This is a genomic window from Alteromonas sp. ABM1_013 (genome assembly GCF_056160505.1).
This window is the reverse complement of the sequence record NZ_JBSWXH010000001.1, coordinates 638,322-652,860: the sequence shown is the minus strand read 5'-3', so window position 1 is coordinate 652,860 and position 14,539 is coordinate 638,322. Positions and strand designations below refer to the sequence as shown.

Genomic DNA, 14,539 nt, shown 5'->3' with positions numbered 1-14,539 from the left:
TCTTTTCCTGGCCGCGTTTTGTATTAGCTGTTTTGTACTTCCTGATTTGTATCAGGTTATGCGAGCGATATCGTTAAAAATTGCGATACCCATGATCATAAACAGAAGCACGCCACCTATTCTGTAACCCCATTCTTGCACCGCTTCAGGCACAGGCTTACCAGTGATCCACTCCACAATGAAAAACATGAGGTGGCCACCGTCAAGCATGGGCAAGGGTAATAAATTTATTATGCCTAAATTTACGCTTATTAAGGCAAGAAAACTCAAAAAGTACGCAAGTCCATACCCAGCACTTGTTCCCGCACCTTGAGCAATTGAGATAGGACCGCTCAAATTCTTCACCGATACATCGCCGGTGATAAGCTTTCCTATCATTTCGACACTCAGTGTCATTAGACGCCACGTTTTGTCTAGCGCCTTCCCAATAGCCTCTATAATGCCATATTGATGAGTAAACACATACCCTTCAGGCCAAGGCTCGAATGTTGGGCTCACACCTAAATAACCACTTTGCCCTTGTGGTGTATCGCGGCGCGCTATCGTGGCATTTAACGTTAGTTGCTGTCCATCCCTTTGTATATCAAGAGAGATACTTTCACCGGGGCTTTCAACGATAACGTCAACCAAACCTTCCCACGACGTCAACTTAGAGCCATTTAGTGCGACAAGTTCATCACCGGGTTTCAACCCTGCTTCCTGCGCCGCACTTCCCTCGCCAACAAACCCAACAGTTAACGTTGCATCCGGTCGGTATGGGGTTAGGCCTAAGCTGCTTAATGGAGACTCACTATCTGGGTCAAAGTTCCAAGAACCCAGTGTAAATGTCAGTTCTTTTTCGATATTTGATGTATTTTTAACCGTAACAGTGGTTTTTTCTGACCCTATGTTAGAGACAACTTCTAAATTAACCGCTTCCCAGTCCGGTGTAATTCTGTCGCCGACCTTAATGATTTCATCACCAGGTTGAACGCCTGCTACAGCTGCAACACTTTGTGGCTCGACAGCTTTAACAACAGGTTTAACGGTTTCTAAACCGACGAGGTACATTAGCCAAAGAGCAAAAAATGCGAATATGAAGTTTACGCCAGGGCCCGCTGCAATTACCGCCATGCGCTGCAATACAGGTTTTTTATTGAAGGCTTTATCTTCTAAGTCAGGCGGTACGTCATCAATACGCCCATCGAGCATGCGAACGTAACCACCAAGAGGAATCATAGCGATAACATATTCTGTACCGGACTTACTTAACTTGCGCCAAATTGGCTTGCCAAATCCAATTGAAAAACGCTCTACCTGTACACCGCATTTGCGAGCAACATAAAAGTGCCCCCATTCGTGTACGGCTACCAAAATACCTAAGGCGACAATAAATGCTCCAAGGCTCCATAAAAATGCTAGCACTGAAATTTACCTCGAATAATCTCGTTAGCTTTGGTTCTTGCTAGTGCGTCTTGTTCTAATATTTGTTGAATAGAACTTACCGATACGTGCGGCATAGCATTGAGCGTAGCGTCGTTTACTTTAGCAATATCACAAAACTGAATTTTGCCCTCTAAGAAAGCGTCTACCGCCACTTCATTTGACGCATTGACTCTTGTCGTTGCGCATTGCCCTTCCTTACATGCATCAATAGCCAACTTCAAATTAGGGTAACGCTCAAAACAAGGAGTCTGGAAACTGAAATTAGCTATATCCGAAAAGTCGAGGGGTTTCACACCTGCTTCAATACGATCTGGGTGAGCCAAACCATATGCAATAGGTGTTCGCATATCTGGGTTACCCATTTGCGCTATTACAGAGCCATCAATGTACTGCACCATAGAATGGATTATGCTTTGTGGGTGGATGACAACATCAATGTCTTCTGCGCCGGCACCGAATAGCCAACATGCTTCTATGAACTCCAACCCCTTGTTCATCATAGTTGCCGAATCGATTGTTATTTTTCGGCCCATTGACCAGTTAGGGTGAGTACTGGCCTCATCAATGGTAATTGACGAAAAGCTATTAAGTGGCCTTTCTCTGAAGGGGCCACCAGAACCCGTTAATAAGACTTTGCGAATACCTGAAGCAGCAAAGTTACCATATTCGTAATCGTGCGGGAGACACTGGAATATGGCATTGTGTTCGCTGTCGATTGGAAGGATTTCAGCGCCGCTTTGGTTTGCAGCCTCGATAAATAAAGCGCCAGACATGACCAAGGCTTCTTTATTAGCGAGCAAAACTCGTTTCCCTGCTTTTACCGCCGCCATTGTAGGCAAAAGACCTGCTGCCCCTACAATTGCAGCCATGACAGCGTCAACTTCAGGTGCGCTTGATACCTCTTCCAATGCTTTGGTGCCTGAAAGAATTTCAGCATCTACACCGTATTGAGAAGCTAACTCGCAGGCGGCTTTATAGTGAGCATCGTTGGCGATCACTACATAACGGGGCGCGCATTTTTGCGCTTGCTCCATAAGCAGTTCAAGCTGAGAGTTACCAGTAATAGCAAAAACGCGGTATTTGTCTGGGTGGCGATTTATTACGTCGAGTGTATTACAACCAATGGAGCCTGTGGCCCCTAACACTGTTACTGTTTGCATTACGCCATCCAAGTTACATAGCAGAAGGCAAATACTGGAAATGCTGCAGTTAGGCTATCAATTCTATCTAGCACACCACCATGGCCAGGCAGTATCTTACCACTGTCTTTAATGCCAGCGCATCGCTTCAGCATGCTCTCGTTCAAATCACCAAGCGCAGAAACAGCAACGGTTATACCGCCAATTGCAAGGTGTAGCCAAATGCGCGACGGCTCAACCTGATAGTGCAGTGCAGCAAAAGCGATAATAGCGAATGAGGCAGCAATACCGCCTAACAAACCTTCTAAACTTTTACCTGGCGATACGTTAGGGCGTAACTTGTGTCGACCAAATTTAACGCCTACGAAGAATGCGCCTATATCAGCCGCCCAAACGATACCCAATACATAAAAAATCAGCGATGCGCCATAAAATGGATCAACATCATGCAGGCTAGTGCGAAGTGCAACTACGGCTACCCATGTTGGTATAAGCGTAAGTGCGCCAAATACGGTTCTTACACTGCGACTGTCTTTCCAGAATCGTGAGTATTTCGGATAGGCAAGCACCATAAATAAAGAGGCTATCCACCACAACACAGCGATGGTTAAAATTGCACGATACAGGCCATGCAATTGGCCCTGATACCAAATGGTGCTGGCATCAACGGTAAGCGATAGAGCAATACATATTGCAAAGGCTCCCGCCATGTAAATAAGTTTTTTAGGACGCTCGCACACGCCTGACATATTCGCCCACTCATAGGCACCAATGCCGACAACACCGGCTATGGCTATTTCAAACCAGAAAATAGGAAGAAAAAGAATAGCGTAGAGCGCCAGCGGCGCGAGAATTAATGCAGTTATTATCCGTTGTTTTAGCATAATTTGCCCTTGGCTTTGGTTACCAGGGCTAGCCTGATAATTGCCTGCATGGTATTAACCATCGGCTGTGACTACCTGTTCACCGGTTAGACCGAATCTTCGTTGACGAACATTGAAATCATCTACGGCTAATTGAAACACGTCTTCATTGAAGTCGGGCCATAGTACATCGGTGAAATACAATTCGGCATAAGCACACTGCCATAGTAAGAAATTACTAATTCGGTGCTCGCCACCAGTGCGAATAAGAAGATCTAACTCTGGAAGGTTAGCTGTAGAAATGTGCGAACCAAGAGCTTCTTCACTGATGTTATCTACATCAAGCTCGCCGCTTTTCACCTGCGATGCGAGTTGCTTGGCCGCATTTACGATGTCCCATCTACCGCCATAGTTTGCTGCGATATTTAAGACCAAATCTTTGTTGTCTTTAGTCATGTCTTCGGCTTTGCGAATTTTTTCGACTAGCTTGGCGTCGAAAGCCTCAACATCACCAATAACCTGCAAGCGTACACCATTTTTGTGTAAGCGTTTTGCTTCACTATTGAGGACGAGATTAAACAACTCCATAAGGACGCTGACTTCTTCCTCAGGACGTTTCCAGTTTTCACTTGAAAACGCGAATAGCGTTAGTGATTCGATACCGTTTTGACGTGCAAAGCGCACAACAGAACGTACAGACTCTACCCCGGCTTTGTGACCGAAGGTACGAATTTTCCCTTTCTTTTGCGCCCATCGACCATTGCCATCCATAATGATTGCAACATGCTTCGGGCCAGCAGACTCTGCTGGCACCTCGGCTTTTTTCGATTTGGCTGCGCTTAAACGCTTTCCAATCATAATACTTACTTATACTTCCATTAGTTCTTTTTCTTTGTCAGCAAGCATGCTGTCAACTTTCTTAATGAAATCGTTAGTAATAGATTGAATGTTCTCTTCCGCTGCGCGGCTCTCATCTTCACTGATTTCTTTTTCTTTTAGAAGATCTTTGATGTCACCGTTAGCGTCGCGACGAATATTGCGGATAGCAACACGACCACCTTCCGCTTCGTTGCGTACAACGCGGATAAGGTCTTTACGACGCTCTTCTGTAAGCGGCGGAAGAGGAATGCGAATTGAACCGCCCGCACTCATTGGGTTCAACCCTAGGTCAGACTGCATAATCGCCTTTTCAACTGCTTGGATAGCGCTTTTATCGAAAACAGTTAACGCTAGAGTACGGCTGTCTTCCGCAACGACGTTAGCGACTTGCTTTAGCGGCGTGTCTACACCGTAATAAGGTACCATGATGCCATCTAGAAGGCTTGGATGCGCACGACCAGTGCGGATTTTGCTGAATTGGCCTTTTAGAGAAACTAGGCTTTTTTCCATGCGCTCTTGCGCATCTAATTCAATTTCATCAATCACGTTTTGTATCCTATTGTTCTTAATTAATCGTTGTCAGCGTGGCAAATGACGGTACCTTCTTTTTCACCCATCACAACACGCTTAAGGCAACCCGGCTTATTCATGTTGAATACGCGAATTGGTAAGCTGTGATCTCGTGCTAAAGTGAAAGCTGACAAGTCCATTACTTTTAATTCTTTTTCCAGAACTTCCTGGTAAGACAATTGATCATACAATGTCGCTTCAGGATTTTTTACTGGGTCATCACTGTATACGCCGTCTACTTTAGTGGCTTTAAGCACAGCATCGGCTTCAATTTCGATACCCCGTAAGCATGCCGCTGAGTCGGTAGTGAAGAAAGGGTTGCCAGTACCGGCAGAAAAGATAACAACGCGGCCCGACTTAAGAAGGCTAATAGCTTCTGCCCAGTTGTAAGCATCGCACACGCCGTTTAATGGGATAGCAGACATCATACGCGCGTTTACAAATGCACGATGAAGCGCGTCGCGCATAGCTAGGCCGTTCATTACCGTAGCCAACATGCCCATGTGGTCGCCAACAACACGGTTCATTCCCGCTTTTGCTAGGCCTTCGCCACGGAACAAGTTACCACCACCGATAACAAGACCAACTTGAACACCAAGTTCAACCAGCTCTTTTATTTCTTGTGCCATTCTATCTAGCACTTTAGGGTCTATGCCAAAGCCTTCTTCGCCCATTAGGGCTTCACCACTAAGCTTTAACAGAATGCGTCGATATGCTGATTTTGGTGTGATACTCATAGTTTGAATTGTCCTCGTAAACCCGTTTTGTCCTATGTCTTTCAATAAAGCATTGACGTAAAAAACATAGGACAAAGCGCTTTCGTTTGTTTGGCAGGCGCACGCTTGTAACTCGCCCAGCTTCACACTTGCGCACTGCATTAGCAATACTAAAGATATGCAGCTATAAAAAAGCACCTCCTAAGAGGTGCTTTGTAGTTTATCTAACTATTGCGTAATGCAAAAGATAAACGCTCAATTATTTCTTAGCAGCTTCCATTTGAGCAGCTACTTCAGCAGCGAAGTCTTCAGTCTTCTTCTCGATACCTTCGCCAACTTCGAAACGTACGAAGTTGATTACGTCTGCGCTGTTGTTCTTAAGAAGCTCAGCTACAGAGATTGAAGGATCTTTAACGAAAGGCTGACCAGTCAAGCTCACTTCGCCAGTGAACTTCTTCATGCGGCCTGCAACCATTTTCTCAGCAATTTCAGCTGGCTTACCAGACTGAATAGCGATTTCGATTTGGATTTCTTTCTCTTTCTCTACAACTTCAGCCGGAACATTCTCTGGCTTAACAAACTGCGGGCTAGCAGCTGCAACGTGCATTGCTACGTCTTTTGCTAGCTCTTCGTCGCCACCAGTAAGGATAGAGATAACACCAATACGGCCGCCGTGTACGTATGCACCTAGCGTGTCGCCTTCAACGTTGATAACGCGACGAGGAGAGATGTTTTCACCGATTTTAGCAACAAGTGCGTCACGAACTTCGCTTACTTTAGAACCGTTAAGTTCTGCATCGTTAAGTGCGTCGATGTCGTTGATGTTGTTAGCCGCTGCTACTTCTAGAAGCTCGTTACCGAACTTAAGGAAACCTTCGTCACGTGCTACGAAGTCAGTTTCACAGTTTAGTTCAAGCATGGTCGCGCGACCACCTTCAACTTTAGTAAGGATAACACCTTCAGCTGCGATACGACCTGCTTTTTTAGCCGCTTTCGCTTGGCCTGATTTACGCATATTTTCAATGGCTAACTCAATGTCACCATCCGTTTCAACCAGGGCTTTTTTACAATCCAGCATACCTGCGCCAGTACGTTCGCGCAGTTCTTTAACTAGTGCTGCAGTCACTGCCATTTTTCAATTCCTCAGCATTAAATATAAATTCGTTAGGTAAAAGGGGCGATATCGCCCCTCTCAATACGTTTCGTATTGTAGTACCGCCATATTATCTAGATATGACAGTAAGCAATCAGAATTACTCTGCCGCTTCTACGAAGTCGTCTTGCTCAGCTTGTACTTCAAGGTTGCTTTCGCGACCTGAGTTGATAGCGTTTGCAGCAGCATCCAAGTAAAGTTGGATAGCGCGGATAGCATCGTCGTTACCAGGGATGATGTAATCAACACCGTCTGGGTTAGAGTTAGTATCAACAACACCAACAACAGGAATACCTAGGTTACGAGCTTCTGTTACAGCAATGTGCTCGTGATCTGCGTCGATAACAAAGATTGCGTCTGGAAGACCGCCCATGTCTTTGATACCGCCAAGGCTGTTTTCAAGCTTGTCCATTTCGCGCTGAAGCATAAGTGCTTCTTTCTTAGTTAGCTTCTCAAACGTACCGTCTTGAGCTTGTTGCTCTAGATCTTTAAGACGCTTGATTGACTGACGTACTGTTTTCCAGTTAGTCAGCATACCACCTAACCAACGCTTGTTTACGTAGTACTGGTCGCACTTAAGAGCAGCATCTTTTACTGCTTCGCCAGCGGCGCGCTTAGTACCAACGAAAAGGATTTTACCTTTCTTAGACGCAACACCTGAAAGGTAGTTAAGTGCGTTGTTGAAAAGTGGAACCGTTTTTTCAAGGTTGATGATATGAACTTTATTACGAGCACCGAAGATGAAAGGCTTCATCTTTGGGTTCCAGTAACGAGTTTGGTGACCGAAATGCACACCTGCTTTCAGCATGTCACGCATAGAAACATTAGCCATTTTATTTTCCTCTTGGGGTTAGGCCTCCATATACCCCTTGTATCGATTCAGGCCAACCTACGTTGAACTGAACACCCCGATACGAAGTGTCGGTATATGTGTGTTTTAATAAAATAAATTTACCCTCTAAAACGGTGCTTGTTGCACATAGCAAAATGAGCTTTCCGTCAGGGCGCGCGCTTTATATCACAATACCACCACAGCCTCAAGTTTTAGCGTTAAAAAGCCAGGCTTTTAAGTATTTTTGCCAACCTTTATTAAAACGACCCACCCCATTGCTATCAGCCTTGGAAATCACCAATTAAAAACCATGAATATCAGCACCTTACTAAGAATGACCTGAATAGTGTTATACTGCGTAAGTAATTTAAATTCTTCACCAAACTAGTTTCAAACGATTTGAGAGGCGCTGTGACAGCTATTATCAAAACCCCAGAAGAAATCGAAAAAATGCGCGTAGCCGGTAAACTGGCTGCCGAAGTACTTACTATGATCGGGCCTTATGTGAAAAAAGGCGTAACCACCGATGAACTGAATACTATTTGTCACGACTATATAGTAAACGAGCAAAAGGCAGTGCCCGCTCCGCTAAACTATGGTCACCCACCATTTCCAAAGTCTATTTGTACTTCGGTGAACCATTGTATATGTCACGGCATTCCTTCTGACAAGAAGCTAAAAGACGGTGACATCATCAACATTGATGTAACTGTTATAAAAGACGGTTATCACGGTGATACTTCGAAGATGTTCGTTGTAGGTAAGCCATCTATTCTTGCCGAGCGCCTTATTCGCGTTACTCAAGAGTGCCTATATAAAGCGATTGAACAAGTGAAGCCGGGTATGCGTCTTGGCGACATTGGTCATATTTGTCAAACCCATGCTGAAGCGCATAACTATTCAATAGTACGTGAATACTGCGGTCACGGCATTGGTGCAAGCTTCCACGAAGAGCCGCAAATTGTTCACTATGGAAAGCCAGGTACAGGCGACGTTTTAGAGCCTGGGATGTGCTTTACCATCGAACCTATGGTTAACGCAGGCAAACGTTACTCAAAAGTTTTGCCAGATCAATGGACTGTTGTGACTAAAGACAGAAGTTTAAGTGCGCAATGGGAGCACACTCTTTTAGTTACTGAGACCGGTGTTGAAATTCTAACGCTTCGCGAGGAAGAAAGCTTAGAGCGTGTTATTTCACACGGATAATTTTCATATTGCGGCTGTTAAGCTTACAGCCGCTTTGATTGCCCCTTTTTCTAATTCAAAACCGCATACTAAATATTTATTCTTTATCCGCATTCAATCAGCCTATTCAACGGCTACACACCTATAACAAAAAACCATAAATATTCACAATTCAACCTAACTTATGCATAAATTTGCTACTGCGAACTACTATCAATTCATGCTATTGTTCTTAGCGTTTTAATAGAAGTCTATTTCAAAGGTGCATTTTGACGCTGCAATCACTGATAAAGAATATCGACACAATTAACTCTGTTGATGAAATCCCCGTCATTAAATCATGCGTGGAAGCCAGTTACACTTGGATAACAGAGTCTTTCGACGCTACGCCAGTTAATCAGCTCGTTACCGGTCGTGCACAGTTTGTCGACGCATTACTTTGTCACCTTTGGCAACTTTACGGCTTAGATACCGTGGACGAGCTTTCTCTTTGTGCGGTGGGCGGATACGGTCGCGGCCATTTACAACCCCACTCAGACATCGATTTGCTCATTGTCAGTAAGAAGAAGCTAAAGCCTGAAGTGCAAGAAAAAATTGGCATGTTCATCACCCTTTTATGGGATATCAAGCTAGATGTTGGACAGTCGGTACGCACCATTAAAGAAACGGTTAAACTGGCGAAAGACGATATTACTATTGCGACGAATCTCGTTGAAAGCCGTCTGCTTTGTGGAAGTGAAACTACATTCGACAAACTGTGGGATGAAGTAAACGGTCGCAATTCATGGTCGAGTAAATCTTTCTTCTCGGCTAAATATGACGAGCAAAAGAAGCGCCACGCCAAGTTTAACGGCACCGCTTACAACCTTGAACCAAACATTAAAGAAAACCCAGGATGTTTGCGAGACATTCAATCTATCGGTTGGGTAGCGAAAAAGCACTTTAAAGAGTATGACGGATGGAACTTGGTGGGTCATGGTTACTTCACCGAGCAAGAACACAGTGAGTTAATCGCCTGTCGTATGCACCTGTGGAAAATGCGTTGTGCGCTGCACTTGGTTGCTGGCAGAAGCGAAAACCGACTGCTTTTCGACTATCAACCGGATGTCGCACAAATGATGGGATACGGTGAAGAAGGTAAAGCGTCTGTGGAAAAAATGATGCGTGACTTTTTCCGCACCGTAGCGCGCGTCTCTGAACTGAACCAAATGCTGCTTCAGCGCTTCAAGTACGACATGCTGAATCAAAGCGTGCAAAAAAGCGTAATCATAAACGAAGATTTTGAACTGCTCGACAATATGATTTCGCCACGTCACGAAACCGTATTTTCATCACCAGAGGCAATTTTAGACTTTTTACATTTGGTGGCAAACACGCCAGAAGTAAAAGGCTTAAGCACTATCTGTATTCGACAATTGCGTAACGCGCACCGGGCCTTTGAGGCCGAATATTACGTAGAACGTCCTCTATGCCGCGATAAATTTATGCGATTAATGAAGCAGCCTGAATTTTTCGATTTTGGTTGGGACATTATGCACCAGTACGGTATTTTACAAGCCTACCTTCCAGAATGGGATACCATTGTAGGTATGATGCAATTTGACTTGTTTCATGCCTACACTGTGGACGAACACACTCACCGGTTAGTAAAGCATGTAAACTACTTTTTCTCGAAAGAGAACAAAGATTTTCCACGCTGTGGCAGAATTTGTCGAAACCTAGACAAACCCGAAATACTTTACATTGCTGCAATTTTCCATGACATCGCGAAAGGTCGTAATGGCGACCACTCAACCCTAGGCGCGCAAGATGTCGCCAACTTCTGTGCACAACACGACGTACCTAGTAAAGATGCAGAACTGATTGCATGGCTAGTAGAAAACCACCTGCTTATGTCAGTGGTTGCCCAACGCCGCGACATTTACGATCCTGATGTAATTAGTGAGTTTGCTGGTGCGGTAAGAAGCCATAATCACCTTAATTTACTTTATACACTGACCCTTGCCGATATTCGCGCCACCAACGATAACCTCTGGAATGATTGGAAAGCGTCTTTGCTTCGCGAACTGTATTTAATGACGCAAAAAGCCTTAGACAATGGACTACAGTGTCAAGTTACACTCAATGAGCGAGTAACCACTCACAAACACCAGGCAAGACAGATCCTGCAAGAGCGTGCTATAGACCCTATTGCCATCGATGCGCTGTGGGCAAGACTTGATGATGATTACTTTGTTCGCTTTAAGCCTACGCAAATTGCATGGCATACCGATGAAATTATTAAAGCCCAAGATGAGTGGCTTACGCCAGAACACGATGGTCTATTAGTGAAGGCAAACGACAACAGCGCTAAAGGCGGCACTGAAGTCTTTGTATATGGCAAAGATAGAAAAGCCCTGTTTGCTCAAGTCGCATCTGTACTGGATAGCCGTAATTGTTCAATTCACGACGCCCACGTTACTGTCACTAAAGATAGCTATGTGTTTGACAGTATGCTTATTCTTGAAAATGACGGCAGTCGTATTAGCTCAGAGTCGCGCATTGCTTCTATTGAGAATGCTATTTCTGCCCAATTAGAAAAGCCGGGACGCTCTCACGAAAACAAACGAAAGTTACCGCGCCAAATGAAACAGTTAGACGTGCCCACCAAGGTTCGTTTTTTCAATATCAACGATGAAGCCACGCTTATCGAGTTAGAAGCCCTAGACGCACCGGGCATTTTAGCTAAAATTGGTCATGCATTCGTTGATACTAATATGACACTAAAGCTTGCAAAAATTGCCACCATTGGCGAGCGAGCCGAAGATATTTTTATCGTCAGCAATGAGGCTGGCATCGCATTAACCCAAGAACAACAGGTAAACCTTAAAAAGCGTATCCTGTTTAAACTCGACCAACTTGAAGATATCACAATACCATGAATGAATTGAAAGCCATTATTGAAGACGCCTTCGAAAATCGCGACAGCATTAGCCCGTCATCAGCACCTGATGAAGTAAGAGATGCAGTAGCGCAAGCTATCGACTTACTTAATAGTGGAAAAGGCCGCGTTGCAGAAAAAATTGCTGGCGAATGGGTAGTACACCAGTGGCTGAAAAAAGCGGTTCTACTTTTCTTCCGTCTTCACAACAACGACGTTATTGAAGGCGCAGAGAGCAAATTTTATGACAAAGTACCATTGAAATATACTGACTACACGGCTGAGCAGTTTGCAGCGGATGGCGCTCGTATTGTTCCTCCTGCAGCAGTACGCACAGGTACTTTTGTGGGCAAAAACGCAGTTGTTATGCCTTCTTACGTAAACATTGGTGCATTTGTTGATGAAGGCACTATGGTTGATACGTGGGCTACAGTAGGCTCGTGTGCGCAGATTGGTAAAAATGTTCACCTTTCTGGTGGTGTAGGCATCGGTGGCGTATTAGAGCCACTTCAAGCAAACCCCACCATTATTGAAGACAACTGCTTTATCGGTGCCCGTTCTGAAATCGTAGAAGGTGTCATTGTTGAAGAAGGCTCAGTAATTTCAATGGGCGTTTATATCGGTCAGAGCACGCGTATCTATGACCGTGAGACCGGTGAAGTTCACTACGGCCGCGTTCCAGCGGGCTCTGTAGTTGTTGCGGGTAACCTGCCTAGCGCAGATGGTAAGTACAGCCTATACGCAGCAATCATCGTGAAAAAAGTTGATGCAAAAACCCGCGCTAAAGTAGGTATTAACGCTCTACTTCGCGGCGTTGAGTAATAACTTATGCGTCGTTAGGTAATTAACGACGTTCGCATATAAAAAAAGAGGCGCCTTAGCGCCTCTTTTCATTTTTAACCCATAAGCCATCAACGCTTAAGACAAAAGCTTGTCCTTGATGGTGTTAACCCACTCCACCACGTCTTTTTCTGGCTCTAGGGTTTCAATAGCATCAACTTCTAACATATCAGCAACCGCGTTACCTTGCAGTTCAGCAAGTAATTCTTGAAATTGTTTACCAGCACCACAAAAGCTTTCTCCATAGCTGCTATCACCTAGCGCTGCAACAGCGAACGGCTTGCCCGTTAGCATAGGTGATTCGTCTTTTAAATCTGAAAACACAAACTCTAGGTTAGGTGGAACATCGCCCTGACCTGTCGTTGAGGTAATAATTAACAGTGCGTCAGCATCAGTAAAATCGGCTACTGAAGGGTCGCTTTCCAGTGAGCAATCAACTCCCTGCTCAGCTAAATTTTCTTCCACCTGCTCAGCTACGTGTTGTGCGTTACCGTATACTGTACCCGCAATAATTTTCAATGTTGCCATTTTTACCTCTTAAACCAATGATCGTCGCCCATGTCGACAGGCGGAAAGTATTTCTATCTTATCAAACTAAACGGTTTTAACCTGTTTACGAATTGTTTCATTTCATTGTGCATCTCACCATTAATCGTTATCCATTTACCGCTAACAGGATGAGAAAAGCCCATATGGGTACAACTTAAGGCCAAATTATTAAAATTAAAGTGCTGCTTAGCGAATTTGTTTTGCTTCCCATCACCGTGAGTTGTATCGCCAATAATGGGGTGACGAATGTGTACCATGTGTCTTCGAAGCTGGTGCTTACGCCCAGTGCTGGGAGATAGTTTTACTAACGAATATCTAGCACTTTGGTATCTACCTACAGGCTCGGGCACTTCAAACTTTGCGAGCGACTCATACATGGTGGACGCTGGCTGAGGTGCTTGCTGTGGCCTTTTGTGTTTGTCTGCAATTTTGTCATAACGATATTTAAGGGCATAATCAATAAAGCCGGTATGGTTGACGAAGCCTCTAACCACAGCGTGATAACCCTTAACCACCTGCTTGTCCATCATCTGCTGGCCAAGCTTTGCTGCAATTTCTGAGCTAAAGCTAAACACCAGCACACCTGATGTGGGTCGGTCTAATCGGTGAGCTGGGTAAACGTGCTGACCTATTTGATCTCGAAGAGTCTGCACCGCAAACACAGTTTCGTGTCTATCAATCGGGCTTCTATGCACTAATAGGCCTGGCGGCTTCTCAATCGCAATAATGTGTTCATCTTGGTACAACACAGGTAAATGAAGAGCGTTAACGCTATCTTCCTCAACACTGTCTTCCTCACCAATGTCTACCTTTCCTATTATTTGCTCATCTGAATGCACAGTTAATTGGCCTTTTAAATCGTTCTTCATAGTGCGTTGTATTTTGCCCACCCAATGTTTCCACTGGCAATGTTATCAATTCTTTGTAGCTGAGACAGGGTGCGCTGATTCGCTGATGATAGGTATATTTCTGCTGCAGGCGTAATTTGCATAGGCGGTAGAGGCTGTTCCTGTGTCAACAAAACGCGCATTTTTGGAATAAAAATAAAAGCCAACCAACTCTCAAACGCTAAACAGTCGACCGCAAAAGGAACCGCACTTTCCATAGCATTTTTTAGGTCGTGTTCCGCAGGCTCTTCATTTGGCCAAATGCCATCCTGATACATGTCTGTTTCTAATTGTAACAATGCTTTACTTAATGCTATGTGATGAGTGCTATTCGTTTTAATCACATCCTCTTCCCAATTCACAAACGCTTTAATTTTGAAGCGCGCAGTATATCAGGGGCTTAAGGTCAACATAAGTCAATGTGTTGTATCGTTGAAATTCTTCTGCTGTGATACCATTAATGAGGTTTGCTGATGGCACAGAGCAAATATAAGTACACCTTAAATGCGGTTGATCTTTGCTGAACATCGACGGCCGACGGGCCTAGCAACATTTAATTAAAGCAGTATTTTGGAACGAGT

At 44.5% G+C, this 14,539-nt stretch carries 14 protein-coding genes; 3 read left to right on the top strand and 11 right to left on the bottom strand.

From position 1 onward, the window contains the following. Positions 1-51 precede the first annotated feature (51 nt). From rseP to rpsB, 8 genes are all read right to left on the bottom strand, one after another. Entirely contained in the window at positions 52-1,404 is a 1,353-nt protein-coding gene (rseP, locus tag ACXAGK_RS02795) for a sigma E protease regulator RseP (protein ID WP_474853961.1), read from the bottom strand. Beyond that, positions 1,398-2,585, bottom strand: coding sequence for a 1-deoxy-D-xylulose-5-phosphate reductoisomerase (gene ispC / locus ACXAGK_RS02790; RefSeq protein ID WP_474853959.1), 1,188 nt, complete (start codon positions 2,583-2,585; stop codon positions 1,398-1,400). Before ispC ends, rseP begins: the two co-directional genes overlap by 7 nt. After that, positions 2,585-3,448 (bottom strand): phosphatidate cytidylyltransferase, encoded by an 864-nt coding sequence (locus ACXAGK_RS02785; RefSeq protein WP_179982600.1) that lies wholly within the window; start codon positions 3,446-3,448, stop codon positions 2,585-2,587. Before ACXAGK_RS02785 ends, ispC begins: the two co-directional genes overlap by 1 nt. Before the next feature lie 54 nt (positions 3,449-3,502). Then, on the bottom strand, positions 3,503-4,285 hold the full coding sequence (gene uppS / locus ACXAGK_RS02780; protein WP_474830419.1) for a polyprenyl diphosphate synthase: 783 nt from the start codon (positions 4,283-4,285) through the stop codon (positions 3,503-3,505). Between the two features lie 9 nt (positions 4,286-4,294). Next, positions 4,295-4,852 (bottom strand): ribosome recycling factor, encoded by a 558-nt coding sequence (frr, locus tag ACXAGK_RS02775; protein ID WP_014948555.1) that lies wholly within the window; start codon positions 4,850-4,852, stop codon positions 4,295-4,297. Positions 4,853-4,875: 23 nt separating this feature from the next. Beyond that, entirely contained in the window at positions 4,876-5,613 is a 738-nt protein-coding gene (gene pyrH / locus ACXAGK_RS02770) for a UMP kinase (protein WP_069943865.1), read from the bottom strand. 238 nt (positions 5,614-5,851) lie between these two features. Beyond that, complete coding sequence (gene tsf, locus ACXAGK_RS02765) at positions 5,852-6,724, bottom strand: translation elongation factor Ts (RefSeq protein ID WP_012517564.1); 873 nt, start codon at positions 6,722-6,724, stop codon at positions 5,852-5,854. Between the two features lie 121 nt (positions 6,725-6,845). Next, complete coding sequence (gene rpsB / locus ACXAGK_RS02760) at positions 6,846-7,577, bottom strand: 30S ribosomal protein S2 (RefSeq protein ID WP_015066407.1); 732 nt, start codon at positions 7,575-7,577, stop codon at positions 6,846-6,848. Between the two features lie 411 nt (positions 7,578-7,988). Between rpsB and map the strand changes: the two genes are divergently transcribed. From map to dapD, 3 genes are all read left to right on the top strand, one after another. Continuing rightward, complete coding sequence (gene map / locus ACXAGK_RS02755) at positions 7,989-8,783, top strand: type I methionyl aminopeptidase (protein ID WP_179982597.1); 795 nt, start codon at positions 7,989-7,991, stop codon at positions 8,781-8,783. A 248-nt stretch (positions 8,784-9,031) separates the two neighbouring features. Further along, the gene (gene glnD, locus ACXAGK_RS02750; protein ID WP_474853957.1) at positions 9,032-11,683 is read left to right on the top strand and encodes a [protein-PII] uridylyltransferase; all 2,652 of its coding nucleotides are present in this window, start codon (positions 9,032-9,034) and stop codon (positions 11,681-11,683) included. Continuing rightward, the gene (gene dapD / locus ACXAGK_RS02745; protein WP_474808338.1) at positions 11,680-12,504 is read left to right on the top strand and encodes a 2,3,4,5-tetrahydropyridine-2,6-dicarboxylate N-succinyltransferase; all 825 of its coding nucleotides are present in this window, start codon (positions 11,680-11,682) and stop codon (positions 12,502-12,504) included. The genes glnD and dapD overlap by 4 nt, the downstream gene beginning before the upstream one ends. Positions 12,505-12,600: 96 nt before the next feature. Here dapD and ACXAGK_RS02740 read toward each other — a convergent pair whose 3' ends face one another. Genes ACXAGK_RS02740 through ACXAGK_RS02730 form a run of 3 tightly spaced genes read right to left on the bottom strand, consistent with a single transcriptional unit; the run spans position 12,601 to position 14,302 of the window. Next, entirely contained in the window at positions 12,601-13,050 is a 450-nt protein-coding gene (locus ACXAGK_RS02740; protein WP_474808340.1) for a flavodoxin domain-containing protein, read from the bottom strand. A 53-nt stretch (positions 13,051-13,103) separates the two neighbouring features. Then, a complete protein-coding gene (gene truC / locus ACXAGK_RS02735) occupies positions 13,104-13,940 on the bottom strand; it encodes a tRNA pseudouridine(65) synthase TruC (protein WP_474853954.1) in 837 nt (278 codons plus the stop codon). Then, positions 13,937-14,302, bottom strand: coding sequence for a YqcC family protein (locus ACXAGK_RS02730; RefSeq protein ID WP_474853953.1), 366 nt, complete (start codon positions 14,300-14,302; stop codon positions 13,937-13,939). Before ACXAGK_RS02730 ends, truC begins: the two co-directional genes overlap by 4 nt. Positions 14,303-14,539 lie beyond the last annotated feature (237 nt).

Coding starts and splice junctions, on each gene's coding strand:
- ispC (WP_474853959.1), bottom strand. CDS start 2,585: ATGCAAACAGTAACAGTGTTAGGGGCCACAGGCTCCATTGGTTGTAAT.
- ACXAGK_RS02785 (WP_179982600.1), bottom strand. CDS start 3,448: ATGCTAAAACAACGGATAATAACTGCATTAATTCTCGCGCCGCTGGCG.
- uppS (WP_474830419.1), bottom strand. CDS start 4,285: ATGATTGGAAAGCGTTTAAGCGCAGCCAAATCGAAAAAAGCCGAGGTG.
- pyrH (WP_069943865.1), bottom strand. CDS start 5,613: ATGAGTATCACACCAAAATCAGCATATCGACGCATTCTGTTAAAGCTT.
- tsf (WP_012517564.1), bottom strand. CDS start 6,724: ATGGCAGTGACTGCAGCACTAGTTAAAGAACTGCGCGAACGTACTGGC.
- rpsB (WP_015066407.1), bottom strand. CDS start 7,577: ATGGCTAATGTTTCTATGCGTGACATGCTGAAAGCAGGTGTGCATTTC.
- dapD (WP_474808338.1), top strand. CDS start 11,680: ATGAATGAATTGAAAGCCATTATTGAAGACGCCTTCGAAAATCGCGAC.
- ACXAGK_RS02740 (WP_474808340.1), bottom strand. CDS start 13,050: ATGGCAACATTGAAAATTATTGCGGGTACAGTATACGGTAACGCACAA.
- truC (WP_474853954.1), bottom strand. CDS start 13,940: ATGAAGAACGATTTAAAAGGCCAATTAACTGTGCATTCAGATGAGCAA.